Here is a 22008-nt window from a genome sequence, read left to right as displayed (position 1 = left end):
CAGTTTTTCCCAATCCGCGCGGCCCGGGGAAAACCACGCGTCAAATGCGGCAGCCACGGTCCGCCGTTCGGCGTCCGCGACCAGTGTTTTCGGCGTCTGCCCTCGGCCCGCGAACGGACCGGACGCCTGAAATCATTGGGCTCCCTTGGGAAGGAGCCGCGCCTTCGCTCCGGTCGGAGGGCGACGGACCGGGCCTCGGCGCTTTACGCGCAGACTCATGCGGAGTGTTGCGGAACGCGGACATATACGCGCTTCCACGGCGAAATAAAGACCCCGGCGGCGCGTTAAGCGTCTTTTGGGGATTTGTCCCGGCCCCGGCCAACGGGCACAACCCTCCAAGACCGCCTCAAGGAGCCCGATCATGGATCAGACCCGCATGAACGCCATCATCGTCGACGGCGGCAAGGGACCGCCCGAGGCGCTGAAATGGGTCGATACGGACCGTCCCGTCCCGGCCGACGGCCAGTTGCTGATCCGGGTGCGGGCGGCCGGGGTCAACCGGCCCGACCTGCTGCAACGGCGCGGCCTCTATCCGCCGCCGCCCGGCGCTCCCGAAACCCTGGGCCTTGAGGCAGCGGGCGAGGCGGTCAACGACGCCGGCCGGTGGCGCGCGGGCGATCGGATCACGGCCCTGCTGGGCGGCGGGGGTTACGCCGAATACGCCGTGGTCGATGCGCGCCACGCCCTGCCCCTGCCGGCGGGCCTGTCGTTCGAGGACGCCGCCGCCCTTCCCGAGACGGTCTTCACCGTCTTCGCCAATGTGTTCGAGCACGGGCGACTGGCCGCCGGCGAAACCCTGCTGGTGCACGGCGCCAACTCCGGCATCGGCGTCACGGCGATCCAGATGGGCAAGGCGGCCGGCGCGCGCGTGGTCGGCACCTGCAGGGCGCGGCGCGGGCCGAGGCTCTGACGGCGCTGGGCGCGGACCGCGTCATCGATGTCCAGGCCGAAGACTTCGGCGCGGTCGTCGAAGACATGGGCGGCGCCGACGTGGTGCTGGACATGATCGGCGGCGCCTATCTGGAGCGGAACCTTCGCGCCCTGAAGATGGACGGCCGGATCGTCTATATCGCCGCCCTCGACGGCGGGACGCTGGAGGTCCCCGTCATGGCCCTGATGCGCAAGCGCGCGACGCTGACCGGATCGACCCTCAGGAACCGCCCTGCCGACGAGAAGGCGCGGTTGGCCCAGCGGATCGAGGCGACCGTCTGGCCCTGGATCGAGGCGGGCCGGTTCCGCCCCGTCATCGACGCCGTCCTGCCCCTGTCCCAGGCGGCCGAGGCGCACCGACGCCTGGAAGCCGGCGCCCACCTGGGCAAGATCATCCTGAAAGACTGAACAGCCTTCACTCAGACGACGGAAGTAAAAACCTGGGTTCCATTCGGAACCGGCCGGGATTCCGAACGGTTGATCTCCCACAAGCGCAACAGCAGCGGGAAAGGACAACCGATGGAAGGTCAACCGACGCGGGGCTCGGGCGTCTCGAAGCGAGGCTTCGCTTCGATGGACCCAGAACGTCAGCGTGAGATCGCGCGCAAGGGCGGCGCAAGCGTGCCCAGCGAGAAACGCAGCTTCTCCCAAGACCGCAGCCTGGCGGCGCAGGCGGGCCGCAAGGGCGGCGAGGCCTCCCACGGCTCGCGCAAAGATCAAGCCGCGCCGCAACGGCCTCAGGAATAGATCGCCGCTGGTTGGCGAAAGAAAGGGCGGCGCTTTCGGCGCCGCCCTTTTTGCTTGCCGGCCGTCGCCTCAGCTGGACAGCAGCGCCAGGGCCACGCTGGGCTCGGCGGAGGCGTCGAAGCGGACCAGACGCCACCCCGCCTCGGCGGCCATGTCTTCGACCGCCTCGCGCGTGAACTTGCGCGAACTCTCGGTGTGGATGGTCTCCCCCTGCTGGAACCGGAAGGCGCGGCCATCGACCCGCGCCGTGGTCGGCGCCTGGGCCTGAAGGTGCATTTCGATCCGCGACTGTTCCGCGTTCCACACCGCGCGGTGGGCGAACGCGTCCAGGTCGAAATCGGCGCCGAGCTCGGCGTTGGCGCGGACCAGGACATTGCGGTTGAAGGCCGCCGTCACGCCTCGGCTGTCGTCATAGGCGCGCACCAGGACGGCCGGGTCCTTGACCAGGTCGACGCCCAGGACGAACAGCGCCCCCTCCCCCAGCATCCGCCGCGCCGCGCCCAGGAAGCGCACCGCCTCATCGGGTGAAAGATTGCCGATCGTGGAGCCGGGGAAGAAGCCGATCCTGCGCCCGCGCGGCAAATCGCCCGGCAGGGGGGCGAGGTTCTCGAAATCGCCCAGCAGCGGCCTCACCTCCAGACGGGGATAGGCCCGGCGCAGACGCTCGGACGCCTCGAACAGGGCGCTCTCGCTGATGTCCAGCGGCACATAGGCCCCCAGGTCCGGGGCCGCGTCCAGCAGGATGCGGGTCTTCTCGCTGGCGCCCGAGCCGAACTCGACCAGCACCGCGCCCGGCCCGAACGCCGTCGCCAGATCGTCTGCGCGCTCGCGCAGCAGGGCCGTCTCCTGCCGGGTCGGATAGTATTCCGGCAGGTCGGTGATGGGCTCGAACAGGCGCGAGCCCTCGGCGTCGTAGAACCACTTGGGCGGCAACGCCTTCTGCGGGCGCGACAGTCCTTCGACCAGGTCGTCGCGGAAGGCCCGCGTCGTGTCGTCCTCGAAATCGGTCTTGCGCCCGGCGGGCGCATCCTCGGCCAGTCTCACGCCCATGAAGGCCCACCTCTGAAAGGGATAGAAGAAGTTGCGATAGGTCGGCCGGTCGTGGCCTTCGGGCGTGGCGAAGGCGCCGCCGCGCAGGACCATTTGGTTGGCCATGAACTTGCCGTTGTACTCGGCGGCCGTGCCCTGCGTGGGCGTGAACCCCGGATAGGGCGCATAGGCGCTGGACGTCCACTGCCACACCTCGCCCGACAGGTTCGAAAACGCCTCCGGCGCGCTGGTCGCGGCGTGTTCCCATTCGAACTCGCTGGGCAATCGCTTGCCCGCCCAGCGGGCGTAGGCGTCGGCCTCGTAGAAGCTGACGTGACGGACCGCCGCCGAAGGGTCCACGGGCCGGCGCCCGGTCAGGCCCATCACGGTCCAGCCGTCGTCCCCCCGCCGCCAGTAGAGCGGAGCCGTCCAACCCTCGGCCTTCACGGCGGCCCAACCGTCCGACAGCCACAGTTCGGGCCGGCGATATCCGCCGTCGTCGATAAAGGCGATCCAGTCGCCGTTCGTGACCAGGTCATGCGCCAGGGCGAAAGGCTCAAGCCAGACGCGATGCGCCGGCCCTTCGTTGTCGAAGGCGAAGCCCTGGGCGCCATGACCCGCATCGATCAGGCCGCCTTCGAACCGGCTCGCCCCGCCCCGCGCCGGCTCGGGCGGGTGCCGACGCGGCTCCTGGGCGTAGGCCGCCGGGTCCAACGGCGAGCGCGACATCAGGTTCAGCAGGTCCATCAGGAACAGCTCCTGATGCTGCTGGTCATGGTGCAGGCCCAACTCCAGCAGATAGCGCTCTCGCCCGCCCGTCGGCGCCTGCGCGATCCAGGCGGCCATGCGCCGGTCGATCTCGCGGCGATAGGCCAGAACCTCGTCCAGCGACGGTCGGGTCATCAGGCCGCGTTCGGGGCGCGCCACCCGCTCGCCCAGCGCCTCGTAATAGCTGTTGAACAGCTGCTGAAAGCGCGGATCGACCGGACGATAGTCCGGGTCGGCGGGGGCCAGGATCATGGCCTCGAAAAACCAGCTGGTATGCGCCAGATGCCACTTGCCGGGACTGCAGTCGGCCATCGACTGGGCCGAAAGATCCTCCGCCGACAACCCCTCGGCCAGGGCCGGCATGGCGGCGCGGACCGCCCGGAACCGCGCCAGGTCCGCCGTCACCCGTGCGTCGGGCTCGAAGCGTGCGTTCATGATGCGGCGTTCCCTGCGGCGCGGCGTCGCGTCCAAAAGGCGAACGTCACGCCAAGGCTCAGGTTCCCCTCGCACGGGCGAGGGGCGGCCCGATCAGCTTAGTCAACGCGCGGATTTGCCTCCATGTTTGGCGTATTCCAGGCGCGCGATTGTGCGGTTGTGGACCTCGTCGGGACCATCGGCGATCCGCAGGGTGCGAACCCCGGCGTAAAGTTCGGCCAGAGGCGTGTCGCCTGACACCCCCGCCCCGCCGAAGGCCTGGATGGCGTCGTCGATGACCTGCAGCGCCATCTTCGGCGCCGCCACCTTGATCTGGGCGATCTCGGAGCGGGCGTTCTTCGCCCCGGCCACGTCCATCATCCACGCCGCCTTCAGCACCAGCAGGCGGCACATCTCGATATTGGTGCGGGCGTCGGCGACGCGCTGTTCCCACACCGAATGCTCGGCCAGCTGCTTCCTAAAGGCGGTGCGGTTCAGCAGCCTTTCGACCATCAGTTCCAGCGCGCGTTCGGCCGCGCCGATCACGCGCATGCAGTGGTGGATGCGACCCGGCCCCAGGCGCCCTTGCGCGATCTCGAAGCCGCGGCCCTCGCCGGCGATCAGGTTCTCGACGGGCACGCGGACGTTCTCCAGCACCACCTCGGCGTGGCCGATCGGCTTTTCGTCATAGCCGAACACCGACAGCATTCGCTCGACGCGGAAGCCGGGCGTGTCGACCGGCACGATGATCTGCGACTGCTGGGCGTGGGTGGCGGCGTCGGGGTCGGTCTTGCCCATCACGATGGTCATGGCGACGTTCGGATGGCCCATGTTGGTCGACCACCACTTGCGGCCGTTGATGACATAGTGGTCGCCGTCGCGCTCGATCCGGGTCTGGATGTTGGTGGCGTCTGACGAGGCGACCTCGGGCTCGGTCATCAGAAAGGCCGAGCGGATTTCTCCGGCCATCAACGGCTTCAGCCAGCGCGCCTGCTGCTCGGCGTTTCCGTAGAGGTGCAGCACCTCCATGTTGCCGGTGTCCGGCGCGTTGCAGTTGAACACCTCGGCCGACCACAGATGACGGCCCATCAGTTCGGCCAGCGGCGCGTATTCCAGATTGGTCAGGCCCGCGCCGTGGTCGCCGGGCAGGAACATGTTCCACAGGCCCGCCTCGCGCGCCCTGGCCTTCATCTCCTCCATGACCGGCGGCTGGCGCCCGGCGTCCTCGCGCACCTGGGCGAAATAGTCGGCTTCGCGAGGAATGACCTGCTCGTCCAGGAAGCGGCGAACGCGGTCCTGCCATTCGCGGGCGCGGTCAGAAGGTTGGAAATCCATGGTCGTGTCCTCTTGTCCCGATTGCGCCTCTGTCGGACGCTGAAACGAAAACGGCGCGATCCCCTCAGGGACCGCGCCGTCAAGGTGGTGACGTTCAGCGCGTCATCAGCGCTTCAGCAACGGAGCCAGCTTCTGGGCGATCATCATGTCGCCGGCGATCTTCAGCTTGCCCTGCATGAAGGCCATCATCGGATCCAGCTTGCCTTCCGACAGAGCCATGAAGTCATCCCACTTCATCGACACCGTGGCGTCGGCGGGCTTGTCCTCATTGGTGACGGTGTTCGGCACCGACGCGCCGTCGATGAAGATCTTGCCCTCGTCGCCGAGGTCGAGCTTCACGGTCTTGCCAAGGCCGGAGTTGTCGCCGACGGCGCCGCGGATGTGTTCAGTGACTTGAGCGAGATCAGGCATGGGGGCGTCTCCCTTGAGAACGGTTGAAGGGACGGCGTAACCCGCATCGGCCAGGGCGCCAAGATCACGTCGGGTAAAGCTGGCGTCACTTGGGCCCGGCGTTGGACCAGATGCTCCCCCCGCCCAGGGCGCCCATGAAGACGGCGAAGGCGGCGACGACCAGGATGACGACGGGAATGGCGGATTCGGGCATGGGGTCTCTCCTTTGACCGCATGTTGGACGCCGGACGGGTCCGACGCCTTGATCCGCATCAATTCGTCACGTCCCCTCTTTCGCTTCCGGGTCGCCGTCGCGGAAGCGCCACTTCATCGCCAGCACACAGGCCGCCATCACCAGGGCGCAACTGTTGGCCGCCGTCACCGGCCAGGCCTGGGTCATCACGCCGTAGACGACCCACAGGGCGAAGCAGGTGACGGTCAGCGAATAGGTCTTCAGACTGACCGAGGAGGCGTCGCGCTCCTTCCAGATCTTGATCGCCTGGGGCGCGAAGCTGGTCACCGAACAGACGGCGGCCGCCGAGCCGAAGATGTTGGCTATGACGTCGCTCATGGGGCCTCCCCGGCGGCGGCGCCCCAGCGGCCCGCCCACACCTCAAGCCCGCGCCGGCCTCGCCGGTTCCTCAGTGCGGAACCGCACCTGGCGGGCGGCGCGCCTGGGTCGCCCGCTCGAAGGCGTAGCCCAGCGACAGGATGCGGGCGTCGTCCCATTTCTTGCCGATGAAGCTCAGGCCCACCGGCATGCCCCGGTCGAATCCCATCGGCACGGTCAGGTGCGGATAGCCGGCGACGGCGGCCATTCGGCTGGCCGATCCCTCCATGTCATCGTCGTCCTCGGGATCGTTGGTCCAGGCGCGCGAGGTCGTCGGCGCGATCAGGGCGACCAGGCGGTGCTCGCGCATCAGGCGGTCGATGCCTTCGGGCCCCGCCAGGCGCAGGGACGTGGCGCGCGCCTCGATATATTCCGGATCCTCCAGACCCGCCGTGGCCTGCGCCCGCTCGAACAGGTCCTGCCCGAACAAGGCCGTCTCGCGCGGCTCGGCGGCGTTGAAGGCGATGACGTCGGCCAGGGTGCGCGTCTCCACCTGCGTCGGGTCGGTCGAGGCCAGGTAGGCGTTCAGATCGTGCTTCAGCTCATGAAGCAGCACCTTGATCTCGGCCGCGCCCAAGGTCCTGCCGTCCGGGCCCTCGGGCAGATCGACCAGGACGGCGCCCGCGTCGCGCAGGACCTGAAGGTTCTGCTCGAACACGGCCTGGGTCTCGGGCGAATAGCCCTTCAGGAACCGCATCACCCCGATGCGCGCGCCGTGCAGCGCCCCGGCATCCAGGGCGGCGGCGTAGTCGACCTTGCGTGCGTCGGCCTCGGCCGTCGCCGGATCGGCCGGGTCGGACCCTGCGATCGCGGTCAGCACCCGCGCGGCGTCGCGCACGGTCACGGCCATCGGTCCGGCGGTGTCCTGCGAATGGCTGATCGGCACGATGCGGGTGCGCGACACCAGTCCGACCGTCGGCTTGAAGCCCACCACGCCGTTGACGGAGGCCGGGCAGGTGATCGAGCCGTCCGTCTCGGTCCCGATGGCGACCGGAACCAGCCCCAGCGCCACCGCCGCCCCGCTGCCGGAGGACGAGCCGCAGGGTGTCCGCGCGGGGTCATAGGGGTTCAGCGTCTGCCCGCCGACCGCGCTCCAACCGCTGATCGAGTCCGACGCGCGGATGTTGGCCCATTCCGACAGATTGGTCTTGCCGACGATGGCGGCGCCGGCGGCCCGCAGACGCGCGACCAGCGGCGCGTCGCGACCCGGCGCATTGTTGGCGAGCGCCAGCGATCCTGCGGTGGTCGGCATGTCCGCCGTCTCGATATTGTCCTTCAGCAGGATCGGCATGCCCGCCAGCGGGCCGCGCATCGGCGCCGAAAGCGCGTCGTTCCAGCGGATGACGGCGTGCGCGGTGTCGGCCGCGCGCCCGGCTTCCACCACCGCCGCGGGGGCGGGATAAGCGGCCTGCCCGGCCGCGCAGCCCGACAGGGCCAGCGCGGCCGCGACCGCGATCAGTCGGTTTTGGAAACCGAGCGCGGCCCGATCGTGCGGTCCAGGAAGTCGAGATAGGTTCGCCATTGCTGCAGCTGCCTGGGATCGCCACGGACGCCGTGCCGCTGGCCGGGATAGAGCATCATCTCGAACGGAACGCTCTTGGCCTGAAGCGCGTCGATGACGCGCGTGGCGTTAGCGAAGATGACGTTGTCGTCGGCCATGCCGTGCAGGATCATCAGGCGGCCCGTGAGGTCGTCCAGGCGCGGCAGGATGTCCGTCTCGGCATAGCCTTCCGGATTGTCCTGCGGCGTCGACATGTACCGCTCGGTGTAATGGGTGTCGTACAGGCTCCACTCGGTCGGCGCGGCGCCGGCCAGGGCGGCGGCCAGGCCCGCCTCGGGGGCTGGGTCAGGGTCAACAGGCTCAGAAAGCCGCCGAAGCTCCAGCCCATGACCGCGATCCGGTCGGGATCGACATAGGGCTGCTGCTTCAGCCACTGGGCGGCCAGGGTCTGGTCCTCGACCGCCGCCAGGCCCAGCCGGCGATAGATGCTGGTCTCGAACCGCTGCGACCGGTCGCCTTCGCCCCGGTTGTCCAGGCGGAAGACGACATAGCCGGCGTCGGTCAGCAGCTGGTTGGTCAGCGGTTGCCAGCTCTTCTGAACGCCCGCCCCGGTGCCGGGCCCGCCATAGACCTGCATCACTACCGGATACTTCTTCGACGGATCGAAGCCGGGCGGCGTGGTCATGCGCCACACCAGCGTCTCGCCGTGGCTTTGCAGCGTGCCGTATTCGGGCGTCGGCAGATGCGAGACATAGGGGCTGAACGGATGGGCGGCGTCCAGCCGGTTCTCCTCGATCCAGCGGATGCGCTGGCCGTCGATGCTGTACAGCGCCGACTGCGGCGGCGTCTTCGGATCGGAATAGTTGCCGACATAGGCGGTCGCCGGTCCGTTGACCGACACGTTCCACCAGCCGCCCGCCGGCGTCACCGCCACCGGCTCGACCGTGCTGTTCAGGCTGGCGCGGAACATCTGCTGCTCGATCGGCAGTTCCTCGCCGTCGCGCATGGAGGCGGTGAAGAAGACGTCGCCGGTCGTCTCGTCCACCCCGTCCAGGTGCTTCACCGGATAATCGCCGCGCGTCACGGGCCGCACCAGGCGTCCGTCGCGGTCGTACAGATACAGGTGCCGCCAGCCGGAATCCTCGTTCGACCACAGGAAGCGGCCGTCCTTCAGCACGCGGAAGTCGTTGTTCAGGTCGACCCAGGCGTCGGCCTTCTGGCTCAGGATCACGCGCGAAGCGCCCGTCGCCGGGTCCACGCTCAGCAAGTCCAGCGTCTTCTGATCGCGCGAGTGGCGCTGGACGTACAGCGTCTTTCCATCGCCGGCCCAGTCGACCCGCGCCAGATAGATGTCGGTGTTTGCGCCCAGATCGACCTTCACGCGCTGGCCGCTCTGCCGGTCCTGCACATACAGTTCGACCAGGGCGTTGGGCCGGCCGGCGCGGGGATAGCGCTGCTGCACCACCGTCGCGCCGTCCCCGCTGATCTCGAAGCGCGGCACCACGTCCACGGGGCTTTCGTCCACGCGCGTCAGGGCGATGTAGCGTTCGTCCGGGCTCCACCAATAGCCGGTGTCGCGGTCCATTTCCTCCTGGGCGATGAACTCGGCCGTGGCCCACGTGACCAGGCCGTCGCCGTCGGTCGTGACCGGCGTCTCCCGGCCGTCGGCCAGGTCATAGACGACCAGGTCCTGGTCGCGGACATAGGAGACGAAGTTGCCCAGCGGCGAGACCTTGGCGTCGATCTCGTCGGCCTCGGTCTCGGTCAGGCGCCGCACCGAGCCGTCCGCGCGCGTCGCCAGGAAGATGTCGCCTTCCAGCGGCGCCAGGATATAGCGGCCCTGCTTGTCCCAGGAATATTCCACCACGCCGCGCGCGCTGACCCGCATCCGCTCGCGCCGCGCCTTCTCGGCCTCGGACAGCTCCCCGGCGTCGGGGACCAGGGCGCGGGAATCGATCAGCTTGTAGGGCTCGCCCGGCCCGACCGGCGCGGCCCACAGGTCCTGGACGTCGTTGTCGTCCTCGCGCGGGCGTAGGAAGGCGACCAGTTGTCCGTCCGGCGACAGGCTGACGCCCCGCGCCACAGGGCCGTTCAGCCCGGGGCTGGAGAAGACGCGTTCGGGCGTCAGGATCGAAGGATCGGCGCTTGCTCCTCCTTGCGTCTGGGCATGGGCCGAACCGGCCGAAAGAAGGATGGTCGAGGCGAGCAGGAGATGGCGCATGGCCGGCAAGCTAGCGGCCGGGCTTACAGCCGTCACGAGGAAATCTCGTCGTGCCCGGCCCGGCTTTTCCTTCCCTGCGAAGGGTTCTCACATTAGATAGCGCGCGATGACCGACGCCGCCCCTCTCCCCCGCCCCCGTGAAGGCCAGCCCCTTCCATGACCTGGAAGTGCTGTGGGTTCGCCACTGGACCGACAGCCTGTTCAGCTTCGGCATCCGCAGGCCCGAGGACTTCCGCTTCCGCTCGGGCGAGTTCGTGATGATCGGCCTGCCGGGCGAGGACGGGGGCAAGCCCGTGCTGCGCGCCTATTCCATCGCCAGCCCCTGCTGGGCCGAGGAGTTGGAGTTCTTCTCCATCAAGGTCCAGGACGGCCCGCTGACGTCCCGCCTGCAGAAGATCCAGCCCGGCGACACGGTGCTGATGGGCAAGAAGCCGACCGGCACCCTGGTGCTGGACGCCCTGACGGGCGGCGAGCGGCTGTTCCTGATCGGCACCGGCACGGGCCTGGCGCCCTGGCTCAGCGTGGCGCGCGACCCAGAGACCTATTCCCGCTTCGGCCACGTCTATGTGATCCACACCGTGCGCAACGTCGCCGACCTGGCCTATCGCGACTTCTTCGGCGGCGAGATCCACGACGACCCGCTGGTCGGCGACGAGGCGCGGGCGCAACTGACCTACTACCCCACCGTCACGCGCGAGGAGTTCCAGACCCCCGGCCGGATCACCGACCGCATCAAGTCCGGCGACTTCTTCCGCGACCTGGGCCTGCCCGAGGGCTTCGACCCGGCCAGGGACCGCGCCATGCTGTGCGGTTCGATGGCGATGATCAAGGAAGCTGGCGAACTGCTGGAGACCTATGGGCTTAAGGAAGGCTCCAACGCCGAACCCGCCGACTATGTGCTGGAGCGCGCCTTCGTCGGCTAAGGGTTGAAAAATCCGGCCATTCCGGCGAAAGCCGGGCCATGCATCACCCTGCCCTTGTCGCCGTCGATCCCCGGGTCGATCCCGCCGAATGCCAGACGATGGCCGAGGTCCGTCAGGGCGTCGACGCCCTGGATCGCGCCCTGGTCGCCCTGATCGCCGAACGCCAGCGCTACATGGACGCCGCCGCCCGCATCAAGCCGGATCGCGACGCCGTCTTCGACCAGGCCCGCATCGACGACGTGGTGGCCAAGGTGCTGGCCTCGGCCCAGGCTCACGACCTGTCGCCCGACATCGCCGAGCCGGTCTGGCGCCTGCTGATCGACCGCTGCATCGCCCACGAATTCGCCACCTACGACCGGACGCGGTCCTAGCGCCTCAGGCCCGCCAGCATCAGTTCATGTCGATAGGCCGCCACGTCGGCCAGGGCGGCGTCCAGAGCGGTCCTGACGCGATCCAGCGCGGGAGCGGCCAGGGCCTGCTCGGCGGCTTCCGCCTGGGCGCAGACCCGCGCCAGTTCGCCCGCGCCGACACCCGCCGCCGCGCCGCGGATCGTGTGCACCGCGTCGCGCCAGCCCTCGCCTTTCGGATCCAGCATGGCGGACCACAGCCCCGCCTGCTCGACGAACAGGCCCAGCACCTCTTCGGACACCGCCGCATCGCCGCCCGTCATCGTTTCCAGCACGGCGAAATCGACCGCGCCGGACAGGTCCCGACGCGCCATCAGACAGCCCCCGCTTGTTCGTGAATCATCGCCTGCGCCTTCCGTCACGTCGCGTCTCGGGTGCGACCATAGACCGGCGAAGAAAGTTTGCGAAAGCGCTTGCCAAGGCCGAACGGGCTGGGTAGTAGGAGCGCCCTTCGCCAAGGGCGCTCGCGCCCTGACGAAGCCAAGACGACCGGTCGGGTGATTAGCTCAGTTGGTAGAGCAGCTGACTCTTAATCAGCGGGTCCACAGTTCGAACCTGTGATCACCCACCATCGTCTTTCCTTTCCTTCCCTGCGGATATCGTCGCCTCAATAGGCTGAGGCGTCCGTAAGATCGGCCAGGTCCTCTTTCGACAGCTGCAGCGTCGCCGCCTTCAGGGTGTCGTCCAGCTGCGCCGTGGAGGTGGCGCTGACGATGGGCGCCGTCACGCCGGGTTGCGCCAGAAGCCAGGCCAGGGCGACCTGGGCCGGGGTCGCCTCGTTCTTCTGGGCCACCGCATCCAACACCGCCAGGATCCGCACGCCCCGCTCGTCGAACTTGCCCTCCAGCATGCCCTCGCGCGCGGTGCCCGCGATCTGGCCGGCGTTCTTGTACTTGCCGGTCAGGAAGCCGCTTTCCAGGCTGAAATAGGTGATGACGCCCAGCCCGTGCTCCACCGCCAGGTCCTGCAGCGCCCCTTCGAAGGTGTCGCGGCTATAGAGGTTGTAGTGCGGTTGGATCGACGAATAGGCCGCCAACCCCTCGCGGGCGGAGATGTCCAGCGCCTGGCGCACCTGCGCGGCGTCGTGGTTCGACACGCCGATGGCGCGAACCTTGCCCGCCTGCACCAACCGATCCAGCGCCCGCAGCGTCTCTTCCTGCGGCGTCTCGGGGTCGGGCCAATGGGTCTGATAGAGGTCGATATAATCCGTCTGAAGCCGGCGCAGAGACGCCTCGACCGCCTTTTCGATCCAGGCGGGCGACAGGTCGTTGCGCCCCTGGCCCATGTCCGAGCCGACCTTGGTGAAGATCTTGACGTCGTCGCGTCGGCCGCGCGCCTGCAGCCACTGGCCGATCACCGTCTCGCTTTCGCCGCCTTCGTGACCCTGGACCCATCGCGAATAGGCGTCCGCGGTGTCGATCGCGTCGAAACCGGCGTCCACGAAGGCGTCCAGCAGGGCGAAGGAGGTCGGCTGGTCGGCCGTCCATCCGAACACATTGCCGCCGAACACCAGGGGGGCGATCTCAAGGCCGCTATCGCCAAGGGCGCGCTTGGTCAGTTCGGTCATGGCAGGCTCCGGTTCGGGGAACCTTCGACATAGGCGCGGCCGGCGCCGCCGCAACCGCTGCGGCCGCCGATCAGCCGAAAAGCTGCAGTCCCGGCGGCGCGTAATCGATCGGCTGGCCCTGGCGTCGGCGCAGCGCATAATCGACCGCCGTCTGCACCGCCCGTTCGTCGGTGGGCTTGGACAGGACGCCGATGGTGCCGGCCACTCCCTGTCGCACCATGCCGGGGTTTGCGGTCATGAAAAGGACGCTGACGCCCATCTCCTGACCCAGGCGTCGCCCCAGTTCGATCCCCGTCGCGCCGTCCGACAGGTGGATGTCGACAAGGGCCAGATCGATTTCCGTCTCGCGCACCGCGTTCAGCGCCGACCTGGCCGTCGCGCAGATGTCGACGACCTCGTGCCCCAGGTCCTCGAGCACGAATCGAAGCTCCATGGCGACCAGGGCTTCATCTTCAACGATCAGGATGCGCGGGCTCATGCGGGGGCTTATGTTCGGGAACGCACATAACGCGATGCGTCGCGATGGGTTTCAGCGTAGCGCCAAATTTAACGCGACTTCTCGGCCGCACGGCGGCGCGATAGCGCAGTCGCCGGCAAATCTGCAACGATCTTCAAGCCTTCCGGGCGCCATTCCCGCGTCAGCCGGCCGCCCAGCTGGCCCTCCACCGACAGCGTCGCCAGCGATGATCCGAACCCGGCGCGCGTCGGCTCGGCCGTGATTTCTGGGCCGCCGCGCTCGGTCCAGATCAGGATGAAGCGATCGCCGTCCCGACGCGTGGTCAGGTCGATCGTGCCGCCGTCTTGCGAAAGCGCGCCGTATTTGGCGGCGTTGGTGGCCAACTCGTGGAACAGCAGCGCGACCGAGGTCGCCGCCTGATCGTCGAACACCGCGTCGTCGCCGGACACGATGACGCGGGCCGCGCCCGTGTGATCGGCGTAGGCGGTGAAAAGGTCGTTCAGGAAGGAATGCAAGGTGGTGGCGCCGACCGTGATGCGCGACGTCTCCGTATGCGGCCTGACGAACTCGTGCGCCCGCGCCAGGGCGTTGATCCGGGTCCTCAAGGAGGCCGCGAAGGCGCGCGCTTCGGGATACTGCCGCGCCGACAGGGCGACCAGGGCGCTGACCACCGCGAAGATGTTCTTGATCCGGTGGCTCAGTTCCTGGCTGACCAGCTCGCGTCCCTGCTCCAGCTTCTTCAGCTCGTCGATGTCGGTGCAGGTGCCGAACCAGCGGGTGATCCGTCCCTCGTCGTCGCGGATCGGCATGGCCCTGCCCAGGGTCCAGCGATAGACGCCCGAGTTGTGCTTCAGCCGGTATTCGATCTCATAGGGTTCGCCGGTGGACAGCGAATGCCGCCAGCGCGACCAGGCGCGATCCTGATCGTCCGGGTGGAACATGTCGTTCCAGCCCTCGCCGTCGGTCGAGCCGAAGGGCGCGCCGGTGAACTCGTACCACCGCGCGTTATAGTAGTCGTGCAGTCCGTCCGGCGTCGTGGACCAGACCATCTGCGGCATGGCGTCGGCCAGGGCGCGGAATCCCGCCTCGCTCTGCCTCAGCCGGGCGGCGATGGCGGCCAGATCCTCGTCCTTCTGCCACCGCGCCGTGATGTCGACCGCCACGCCGGGGAAACGCACGGGCGCGCCGTCCTGATCGAAATAAACCTGCCCGCGCGCCAGCATCCAGCGCACCGAGCCGTCCGGCCTGGCGATGCGGTATTCGCTGGCGAATTCGCCCTGCCCCTCGATCGCCGCAGAGACCTCGGCGCGGACGCGTTCGGCGTCGTCGGCGTGGATGTGGCGCATGAACTCCGCGATCGGCGAGCCCTCCGCCGCCACGTCGGGGGCGACGCCGTACATCGCCGCAAAGCGTTCGTCGGCGGTAACCCGGTCGGCGACGATGTCCCATTCCCACGCGCCCACATATTCGGACACCGCCAAAGCCCTTCGCGTGGCGTCCTGGCTCAGGTCGCGCTGCCGCAGGGCCCGGCGCAGTTCCAGCTGGCTCATGACCTGGCCCGCCAGCGTGTCCAGGGTCAGCGCCTGAAGCTCGCTCAGCCCCGCAGCGCGCGACTGCGTGTCCAGCACGGCCAGGGCGCCCAGCGGCAGCCCCTCCGGCGTCGTCAGCCGCCGCCCGGCGTAGAAGCGGATGTGGGGCTCGCCCGTCACCAGCGGATTGCAGTCGAAACGGGGATCGCTCCGAGCGTCCGGCACGACCAGCCCGTCGGTCTCCATCATGGCGAGGGCGCAGAAGGACGTGCTCAGGGGCGTTTCGGACACGCCCAGCCCGATCTCGGCCTTGAACCACTGCCGCCTCGCGTCGACCAGGCTGATGACCGCCATCGGCGCTTCGCAAACCCGCGCCGCCAAAGTCACCAACTCGTCAAAAGCCTTTTCCGGACCTGTATCCAGGATGCCGTATTCCCGCAGGGCGGCTAGGCGGTCGGACTCGTCCCAGGCGGGAAGAACGGCGTCTGGGGCGGTCGTCAAGCGGGGGTCTCCGGAATGGGCGTCGCCCAGCGATAAGGCAGTCAACGCGCCAGACGGATCAAGCGTTGCAACTAGGCGCCGGATCCGTTCGCGGGCTTGCCCACCTCTTCCACGGCCATGGCGGCGGCGCCCGGCACGGGGCGCTGGGCGCGCCTGCAGAGGCCGTCGGCTTGGGCTGCTCGAACGCCTGCAGGCGGGCGTTGATGGCGGCGACTTCCTCGTGAGTGGGCAGACGACGTCCGCCCAGGCTGGCCACGCCGACCACGCGCGGCTGGCCGTCGATCTCGACCGTGCGCATCGGCGCAGCCGGCTTATCGGGATCGGGACCGCCAGTGGCCTCGCCGGCCGAGGCGGCGACCATCCGCGGACGGGCGAAGCGCGCCTCGTCGATCGTCGGCTCGTGGCCGTTATAGACGGCGCGGAAGGCGGCCGGCTCCCCGTAGATGCCCTTCCAGCGGTAGAAGATGTGCGCTCCGATCTGGTTGACCTTGGCCACGGTGGGCGCCCACCAGGGGTGGACGTAATCGGCGTGGTAATGGGTTGCGGTGCCGACGCTCTGGGCCACCTGTCCGGCCAGCGCCCTTTCCGCGACCTTGCGCGCCCGTTCCCAGGCCCATGCCACGGGCGCCTGCGACAGGGAACCGTCGCAGGTGAAGCTGAACTGGCAGCCGGTGGTGCGCTCGGCGCCCTCGAACACCACGCCGCAGACCGTATTGGCGTAGTTGGGATCGCGAACCCGATTCAACACCACCTGGGCGACCGCCGCCTGACCGGCGTCGGGTTCAAGCGCGGCCTCATAATATACGGCCTGCGTCAGGCAACGCAGCGCCCGTCGGCGATCGTCGGCGTCGCCCTTGAACACGAAGGGCTGGGCGGGCCGCAGGGCGCCCGACGTCACGGGAAGCGCCGCATTCATCTGCTGGGCCTCAAGGCCGACGGCGCCCGGCTCCAGACCCGGCTTGCCCGCCAACGTCAGGCTTTCCCATCCGGGGGTCAGGCCATACAGGGCCGGTCCGATGCGTGTCGGATCGTGCCGCTCGGCCTGGGCCAGCTGCGAAGGGGTCAACCGCGCGCGCAGGGCCGCCAAGCCCTTGGCGGTCAGGTCCCCGCCGGTGACGCGCGCCACCGCCTCGGCCGTGCGGTCCGCGTCCGGGCGCGGCGCCGACCCGGCGGCCATGGCGACGCCCAGCACCGCGCCGGCGGCCGGCATCGCCGCCGCCGAGCGCCTTAGCGCCGTCCAGATCGCCTTCCAGTCCGGGTTCAGCATGGAGTCCTCGCGTCCGCCCTCAGATGAGGACTGCGTCGTCCCACGGCAATGCCCGGACTTATGGGCGGTTTTCGGGCGTTCCGTAAATCGGCGTTATCGGCCGCCCAGGGTCGAACGCAGCATCCAGGCGAACTTCTCATGGGCGCCCAGGCGTTGGGTCAGCAGATCGACCGTCACGTCGTCGCCGTCGTCGTCCGCGACTTCCAGGGCCGCGCGCATCGTCGCGATCAGCGTCTCGTGATCGCGCATCAGTTCCCGCAGCATGTCCGGCGCGTCCTTCTCGGGGTCGCCGTCCCTGATGCTGGTCAGGTTGGCGAAGGTGCCGTACCCCTGCGGCGCCAGCTCGCCCAGCGCCCGGATGCGTTCGGCGATGTGGTCCAGCGCCTCCCACTGGTCGCGGTACTGCTGCTCCAGCAGGTTGTGGAGCGCGAAGAATTCCGGCCCCCGCACGTTCCAGTGATAGCCATGCGTCTTCAGATAGACGGCGTAGGCGTCGGCCAGGACGCGGGTCAGCTGCTCGGCGACATCGCCTCGGTCTTCCGCGGAAATGCCCGTGTCGATAGTGGCGGTCATGCTTGCTCCATGGATGCGAATAGGCCTACGCCGGGAACCCGACGCTTTTGGGTGTTAAGGAACGCCAGTGGGGCCGAAGCGTTGCAACAGAAGCGCACGACCTATCGACGCGCCGGGGAGACGTGGGGGAATGAGCAGAGCGGCTGTCGGCAAGGCCCTCTCCGGCGTCGACGCCTTTTTGATGCGGCTGCCCCGCCTTACGCAGAAATCCACACTCGGCGCCGTCCTGATCGGCGTCGTCTGCGCGGTGATCGGCCTGGCCGTGCGGGCTGCGGCGGCGCGCTACTATGCGGAAATCTCCGGCTTCATCATCCTGCTGCCCGCCGTGATCCTGGCGGCCGTTTCGGCGGGTCGCGCCGGGGGCTGGGCGGCGCTGGCGACCTGCCTGGCGGATGGATGGGCCGTCGTGGTGCTGACCACGCCCGAAGGGCGGGCCATGCCCCCGAACCTGGGCCGGATCGCAACCACCAACTTCTTTCTCGTCGGTCTGTTCTGCACCGAGACGGGAGCCTGGCTGAGGCGCAGCCTGCACCGGCTGGAGGATTCCCTTTCCGAGCTGACGCGCAGCCGATCGGAACTGCAGGCCCTGGTCGACCAGTCGGCCGCGGGCATCGTCCGCCTAGACCGCGAGGGCCGGATCACAGCCATCAATGGACGCTACGCCGAGCTTCTGGGTCTCTCGCCGGAGGAGGCGGTCGGCCGAACCACGTTGGATGTGTCCCACCCCGAGGACGCCGAAAGCACCCTGGCCGCCCTCAAGGCCATCGCCCAGGGACGGTCGGGCGACCAGCTAGTGAAGCGCTATGTCCATCCCGACGGCCGGGTGGTCTGGGCCCTGGTCAGCGTCCGCGCCCTGCTGGGTCCCGACGGCGCCCCGATCGGCTATATCGCCGGCGGCGTCGACATCACCGCCTCGCGCGAAGCCGAAGCGGCGGTCCGCGAGAGCGAGAGCCGCTTCCGCCTGCTGGCCGACATCGCCCCCGCCCCCATTTGGCTGACCGACGCCCGAGGCGGCATCGAGTTCGCCAACGCCGCCCTGGTCGATTTCTGTGGACCGGACAGCGCCGCCCTCGCCGGTCAGGGCTGGCGCAAGCTTGTGCACCCCGACGACGCCGACAGGGTCATGGCCGGCCAGATCCAGGCTCGCGACGACGGCGCGGCCCATGCCTTCGAGGCCCGCTTCCGGCGCCACGACGACGCCTGGCGCTGGATGCGCGTGGTGGTCAAGCCCCGCCTGGACGACGCGGGCGGCCTGCTGGGCTTCGCCGGCATGGCCTTCGACGTCACCGAGACCCGTGAGGCCCTGGACGCCGCGGCCCGCCAGCAACGGCGCCAGGCCTTCCTCCTGGCCCTGGTCGACCGCCTGCGCGACATGACCGATCCGCTGGTCATCATGACCGAGGTGGAGCGCGCGCTGGGCGATCTCATGGAGGTTCACCGCGTCGGCTACGGAGAGGTCGACGAAGACGCCGGCGTGGTGTCGATGACCCAGGACTGGACCGACGGCGTCGTCAGCGCCCACGGGCGCTTCAGCCTGCGCGATCTCGGCGCCCCCTTGATCGCCGATCTGGCCGCCGGCGAGACCGTGCGCGTCGAGGATGTGCGCGACGACCCCCGCACCACGCAGGCCGCGCCCGCCTTCGAGGCCCTGCAGACCCGCGCCCTGATGCGGGCGCCCCTGATCCGCAACGGCCGGCTGCGCGCCTTTCTCTATGTCCACTCGGCCCAGCCCAGACTCTGGACGGACGCCGAAGCCGCCCTGCTGGAAGAGGTCGCCGCCCGCACCTGGGCCGAGATCGAACGCGCCCGCGCCGAGGCCGAGACGCGCGAGAGCGAGGCGCGCTTCCGCGCCGTCGACACCGCCCCCGTCCTGATCTGGGTCACGGCCAAGGACCGCAGCCGCGCCTTCGTCAACCAGGCCTATGTCGACTTCTACGGCTCGACCTATGAAGCGGCCCGGACGGCCGACTGGCGCGCCTGCCTGCATCCTGACGACCAGCAGCGGATCCTTGAGGAATCCTTGGCGGGAGAAGCGACCGGGGAGCCCTTCTCGATGGAGGCGCGGTATCGGCGCCACGACGGGACCTGGCGCTGGCTCAAGTCCTTTTCCCGGCCGCGGACAAGCGGCTCCGAGGTCGTCGGCTTCGTCGGCGTGGCCTTCGACGTCACGGACATGCGCGACGCCCGGATGCGGCTGGAGGAATCCGAGAGCCGTTTCCGCACCGTCGCCGACAGCGCGCCCGTCCTGGTCTGGATGAGCGACGACGCCGCCCAGCTCGTCTTCGCCAACCGCCTCTATCGAACCTTCTTCGGCGTGCGGTCGGAACGGCAGCTGCGCGACAGCTGGCGGCGTCTGATCCACCCCGACGACGAGACCGTCTTCACCGGCGCCTTCATGCGCGCCTTCGAGGCCCGCGACCGCTTCGAGGCGCTCAGCCGCGTCAACCATCCGACGCTGGGCCAGCGCTGGCTGCGCACCGAGGGCGTGCCCCGTTTCGACGCCGAGGGCGCCTTCCAGGGTTATGTCGGCGCCAGCCTGGACGTCACCGAAGCCAAGCGCGCCGAGGACGACCTCAAGCGCATCAACGAGCTGCTGGAGGACCGGGTCGGAGAAGCCCTGGCCGAAAAGGCCCAGGCCGAGGCGCAATTGCTGCACGCCCAGCGCCTGGAGGCCGTGGGTCGCCTCACCGGCGGCGTCGCCCACGACTTCAACAATCTGCTCACGGTGGTGATTGGCGCCCTCGACATCATCCTGCGCAGCGAAGACCCGGCGAAACGCAAGAAGCTGGGCGAAGCCGCCCTGTCCGCCGCGCGGCGCGGCGAAAGCCTGACCCACCAGCTGCTGGCCTTCTCGCGACGCCAGCCTCTCCGCCCCGAGGCCGTCGACCTGAACGCCCTCATCCGCGAAGGCGAGCCCCTGATGCGTCGCGCCGTGGGGGAAGCGGTCGACTTCCAGGTCCGGCTGAAGCGCGGCGGCGCCCGGGTCAATGTGGACCCCGCCCAGTTCGAAGCCGCCTTGCTGAACCTGATCGTCAACGCGCGCGACGCCCTGGGCGATGTCACGGCGGATCGCGACGGCGCGCCGCGACGTCCGGCCCGCGTTTCCATACGGACCCTGTCATGTGAAATCGGGCCCGACGACGAAGGCCCCGATCTTCCCGCCGGGCGTTATGTCTGCGTGACCGTATCGGACACCGGCGCGGGCATGACGGCCGAGGTCATCGACCGGGTGTTCGAGCCCTTCTTCACCACCAAGGCGGTCGGCAAGGGCACCGGGCTGGGCCTCAGCCAGGTCTATGGGTTCGCGCGTCAGTCGGGCGGCGGCGTTCGGGTCGCCTCGACGGTCGGGCGCGGCACGGAGGTTCGTCTCTACCTTCCCCCGCTTGCGGAAGCCGAAGCGCCGACGCGGGCGCCGACGCGCTCGACGCCCCCGCCCGAAACGGCTTTCGCCGGGGGCGCCGGCTTCTGCTGGTCGAGGATGACGCCAATGTCGCCGCCGTGGCCGTCGATCTGCTCGAGGGCTTCGGCTTCGACGTCCAGTTGGCCGAAACCGGCGAGGCCGCCCTGGGCGCCCTGGCCGCGGGCCGCTTCGACCTGATGCTGACCGACGTGGTCATGCCGGGCGGGATGAGCGGCGTGGATCTGGCGCGACGGGCCGCGCGCGACTGGCCGGACATGCGCATCGCCCTGACCAGCGGCTATGTCGGCGACGATGTCGACGGCGTTCTGGCCGATGCGCCGTGGCCCTTCCTGCGCAAACCCTATTCGGCCGATCAACTCCGCCGCTTGGTCGAGGGGACGCCGGCCGCGTCGGCTCGATGACGGATACGAAAAAGCGCGCCGCGGGAACCCGGGCGCGCCTTTGATCGAGATCGGGCCGCGGAGTTAGCGGCGCGCCTTGCGGGCCGCGTAACGGGCGTCGCGACGCGCCTTCTGCTCTTCCTTGGTCAGCTGCTTGCGAGCCTTGCGGTCGGCGCGCTTTTCGGCGTCGATCGCGTCTTGGGCCTCGCGTTCGGCCGCCATCCGCGCGGCTTCCTTCTCGGCCTTCTCGCGGCGCACCTCGGCCTTGGCCAGTTCGTGCTGCTGGCGCAGAGCCTCCTTTTCGGCGGCGCGCTTCTCGGCCAGCCGGTCGAATTCGGGATCGGGGGCGGCGGGCTTGGGCTTGAACTTGGCGAGCAGGGCCTTCTTGGCTTCCTGCTGGGCGGTCAGGCGGTCGGTGAATCCGGTCTTGATGTCTTTCATGCGGGCGAGCGCTGTTTCCTTGTGAGCGGCCGCGACGGCGGCCATCGAGGGTCAGGCGGCGAACGGCGCACGGCCCGAAGCGGCCGCACAAAGCCTAAACCGGCGGCGAAATCAAGGTCCGAAACGGTCGATGGCGAGCATCGGCGCGGGCCGCCTGAACAAGCCGCGCCATGTGTCGCAGATAGGTCGCGCCTCGCCGGATGCAAGGCGCGCCCCCGTAACGAGCGTCAGTTCGGCTTCTGAGCGTGGCCGGCCGCAGTGCCGGCGGCGCCGCCGACCGCGGCGCCCACGGGCCCGGCGGCGACGGCGCCGGCCACGGCACCCGTGGCCGCCTTCTGTTCCACGGTGGCCCCGCAGGCGGCAAGGGCGAGGGCGGCGGCGGTCAGGGTCAGGATGGCGATGCGGGTCATGATGTCCTCCAATGGCTCCGCTTCAAACACCCGTGCGCCGCTCCAGTTCCCCGAGCCGCGCGACAAAGCATCCCAATACCAGATTACGCCTGGCAGGCCCCGTCGGCCACGCCCCATGTAAGCTTAGATCACGCGCCGATGTGCAGTCTATGCAAGTATTCGGGTCTCAGGCCGAAGAGGATCGTCG

20 protein-coding genes, 1 tRNA gene and 1 pseudogene are annotated in these 22008 nt (G+C 69.1%); 7 read left to right on the top strand and 15 right to left on the bottom strand.

All coding sequences use genetic code 11. The features are described from left to right. Nucleotides 1-361: 361 nt before the first annotated feature. A pseudogene (locus MU852_RS14435) lies at nt 362-1338 on the top strand (NAD(P)H-quinone oxidoreductase). 111 nt (nt 1339-1449) lie between these two features. Continuing rightward, nucleotides 1450-1677, top strand: coding sequence for a con-10 family general stress protein (locus MU852_RS14430; protein ID WP_249751975.1), 228 nt, complete (start codon nt 1450-1452; stop codon nt 1675-1677). Between the two features lie 69 nt (nt 1678-1746). On the opposite strand, the gene egtB is transcribed toward MU852_RS14430, so the two are convergent. From egtB to MU852_RS14400, 7 genes are all read right to left on the bottom strand, one after another. Next, nucleotides 1747-3909 (bottom strand): ergothioneine biosynthesis protein EgtB, encoded by a 2163-nt coding sequence (gene egtB / locus MU852_RS14425; protein ID WP_249750139.1) that lies wholly within the window; start codon nt 3907-3909, stop codon nt 1747-1749. A gap of 102 nt (nt 3910-4011) precedes the next feature. Then, on the bottom strand, nt 4012-5223 hold the full coding sequence (locus tag MU852_RS14420) for an acyl-CoA dehydrogenase family protein (RefSeq protein ID WP_249750138.1): 1212 nt from the start codon (nt 5221-5223) through the stop codon (nt 4012-4014). Between the two features lie 105 nt (nt 5224-5328). Next, entirely contained in the window at nt 5329-5634 is a 306-nt protein-coding gene (locus tag MU852_RS14415) for an SCP2 sterol-binding domain-containing protein (protein WP_154726859.1), read from the bottom strand. Nucleotides 5635-5893: 259 nt separating this feature from the next. Then, a complete protein-coding gene (locus MU852_RS14410; protein ID WP_249750137.1) occupies nt 5894-6184 on the bottom strand; it encodes a SemiSWEET family sugar transporter in 291 nt (96 codons plus the stop codon). Between the two features lie 70 nt (nt 6185-6254). Next, nucleotides 6255-7745 (bottom strand): amidase, encoded by a 1491-nt coding sequence (locus tag MU852_RS14405; RefSeq protein WP_249750136.1) that lies wholly within the window; start codon nt 7743-7745, stop codon nt 6255-6257. Then, nucleotides 7679-8008 carry a prolyl oligopeptidase family serine peptidase gene (locus MU852_RS17980; RefSeq protein WP_347342399.1) on the bottom strand — a complete coding sequence of 110 codons (330 nt, stop codon included), beginning with the start codon at nt 8006-8008 and terminating at the stop codon, nt 7679-7681. The genes MU852_RS14405 and MU852_RS17980 overlap by 67 nt, the downstream gene beginning before the upstream one ends. Then, a complete protein-coding gene (locus tag MU852_RS14400; RefSeq protein ID WP_347342312.1) occupies nt 7897-9945 on the bottom strand; it encodes a S9 family peptidase in 2049 nt (682 codons plus the stop codon). Before MU852_RS14400 ends, MU852_RS17980 begins: the two co-directional genes overlap by 112 nt. Nucleotides 9946-10082: 137 nt before the next feature. Here MU852_RS14400 and MU852_RS14395 point away from each other — a divergent pair, with 137 nt between their 5' ends. Together MU852_RS14395 and MU852_RS14390 are read left to right on the top strand one after the other, a co-directional pair. Next, nucleotides 10083-10868, top strand: coding sequence for a ferredoxin--NADP reductase (locus MU852_RS14395; RefSeq protein ID WP_249750135.1), 786 nt, complete (start codon nt 10083-10085; stop codon nt 10866-10868). Nucleotides 10869-10906: 38 nt separating this feature from the next. Beyond that, nucleotides 10907-11239: a chorismate mutase gene (locus tag MU852_RS14390; protein WP_249750134.1), complete on the top strand. Its 333-nt coding sequence runs from the start codon at nt 10907-10909 to the stop codon at nt 11237-11239. Here the strand turns inward: MU852_RS14390 and MU852_RS14385 are convergent. Continuing rightward, on the bottom strand, nt 11236-11589 hold the full coding sequence (locus MU852_RS14385; RefSeq protein WP_249750133.1) for an Hpt domain-containing protein: 354 nt from the start codon (nt 11587-11589) through the stop codon (nt 11236-11238). The two genes, MU852_RS14390 and MU852_RS14385, sit on opposite strands and share 4 nt — an antisense overlap. A 181-nt stretch (nt 11590-11770) precedes the next feature. On the opposite strand from MU852_RS14385, the gene MU852_RS14380 reads away from it, so the two are divergent. Then, nucleotides 11771-11846 (top strand) — tRNA-Lys (locus MU852_RS14380). 36 nt (nt 11847-11882) lie between these two features. On the opposite strand, the gene MU852_RS14375 is transcribed toward MU852_RS14380, so the two are convergent. The 5 genes from MU852_RS14375 to MU852_RS14355 all read right to left on the bottom strand — a co-directional run bounded on the left by MU852_RS14375 (nt 11883) and on the right by MU852_RS14355 (nt 17169). Beyond that, nucleotides 11883-12842 carry an aldo/keto reductase gene (locus MU852_RS14375; RefSeq protein ID WP_347342311.1) on the bottom strand — a complete coding sequence of 320 codons (960 nt, stop codon included), beginning with the start codon at nt 12840-12842 and terminating at the stop codon, nt 11883-11885. Nucleotides 12843-12912: 70 nt separating this feature from the next. Beyond that, on the bottom strand, nt 12913-13320 hold the full coding sequence (locus MU852_RS14370; protein ID WP_249750132.1) for a response regulator: 408 nt from the start codon (nt 13318-13320) through the stop codon (nt 12913-12915). 68 nt (nt 13321-13388) lie between these two features. After that, nucleotides 13389-15329: a PAS domain-containing protein gene (locus MU852_RS14365; RefSeq protein ID WP_249750131.1), complete on the bottom strand. Its 1941-nt coding sequence runs from the start codon at nt 15327-15329 to the stop codon at nt 13389-13391. Nucleotides 15330-15387: 58 nt separating this feature from the next. Next, on the bottom strand, nt 15388-16596 hold the full coding sequence (locus tag MU852_RS14360; RefSeq protein WP_249750130.1) for a cell wall hydrolase: 1209 nt from the start codon (nt 16594-16596) through the stop codon (nt 15388-15390). Between the two features lie 93 nt (nt 16597-16689). Next, on the bottom strand, nt 16690-17169 hold the full coding sequence (locus MU852_RS14355; protein ID WP_249750129.1) for a Dps family protein: 480 nt from the start codon (nt 17167-17169) through the stop codon (nt 16690-16692). A 130-nt stretch (nt 17170-17299) separates the two neighbouring features. On the opposite strand from MU852_RS14355, the gene MU852_RS14350 reads away from it, so the two are divergent. Together MU852_RS14350 and MU852_RS14345 are read left to right on the top strand one after the other, a co-directional pair. Next, nucleotides 17300-20767 carry a PAS domain S-box protein gene (locus MU852_RS14350; protein WP_249750128.1) on the top strand — a complete coding sequence of 1156 codons (3468 nt, stop codon included), beginning with the start codon at nt 17300-17302 and terminating at the stop codon, nt 20765-20767. Beyond that, a complete protein-coding gene (locus MU852_RS14345) occupies nt 20668-20991 on the top strand; it encodes a response regulator (protein WP_249750127.1) in 324 nt (107 codons plus the stop codon). The genes MU852_RS14350 and MU852_RS14345 overlap by 100 nt, the downstream gene beginning before the upstream one ends. Nucleotides 20992-21054: 63 nt before the next feature. On the opposite strand, the gene MU852_RS14340 is transcribed toward MU852_RS14345, so the two are convergent. Next, a complete protein-coding gene (locus tag MU852_RS14340) occupies nt 21055-21411 on the bottom strand; it encodes a DUF6481 family protein (protein ID WP_249750126.1) in 357 nt (118 codons plus the stop codon). Nucleotides 21412-21638: 227 nt separating this feature from the next. Then, on the bottom strand, nt 21639-21821 hold the full coding sequence (locus tag MU852_RS14335; protein WP_249750125.1) for a hypothetical protein: 183 nt from the start codon (nt 21819-21821) through the stop codon (nt 21639-21641). Nucleotides 21822-22008: the final 187 nt, after the last annotated feature.

It is taken from the genome of Brevundimonas albigilva (assembly GCF_023503965.1).
In the GTDB taxonomy this organism is placed as follows: domain Bacteria; phylum Pseudomonadota; class Alphaproteobacteria; order Caulobacterales; family Caulobacteraceae; genus Brevundimonas; species Brevundimonas albigilva.
The sequence above is the reverse complement of the archived record's forward strand: the minus strand, read 5'-3'. Positions and strand labels throughout refer to the sequence as shown.